The sequence below is a fragment of the Tepidibacillus infernus genome (genome assembly GCF_048898065.1).
Taxonomy (GTDB): Bacteria; Bacillota; Bacilli; order Tepidibacillales; family Tepidibacillaceae; genus Tepidibacillus_B; species Tepidibacillus_B infernus.
Window position 1 is genome coordinate 1 of the sequence record NZ_JBLWFI010000111.1, and the last position, 201, is coordinate 201.

At 34.3% G+C, this 201-nt stretch carries 1 pseudogene; it reads right to left on the reverse strand.

From position 1 onward, the window contains the following. Positions 1-201, reverse strand: a pseudogene (locus TEPIDINF_RS15340) (integrase core domain-containing protein); the annotation flags it as partial.

The following is a 201-nucleotide window of genomic DNA, read 5'->3' on the forward strand; positions in this document are numbered from 1 at the left end:
CAAATATTAGTTCATGTGCATGCCTAGTATCTTTGATGACATAACGATTCAACCATTCACGTTTTATTAAAGCATGAAACGATTCAATACATGCATTGTCCCATGGGTTACCTTTATTTGAATAGCTATGTATGAATTATGCTGCTGGTGTAGCTTCAATATAGCTTTTAGATACATATTGGCTTCCTCGATCACTATGAA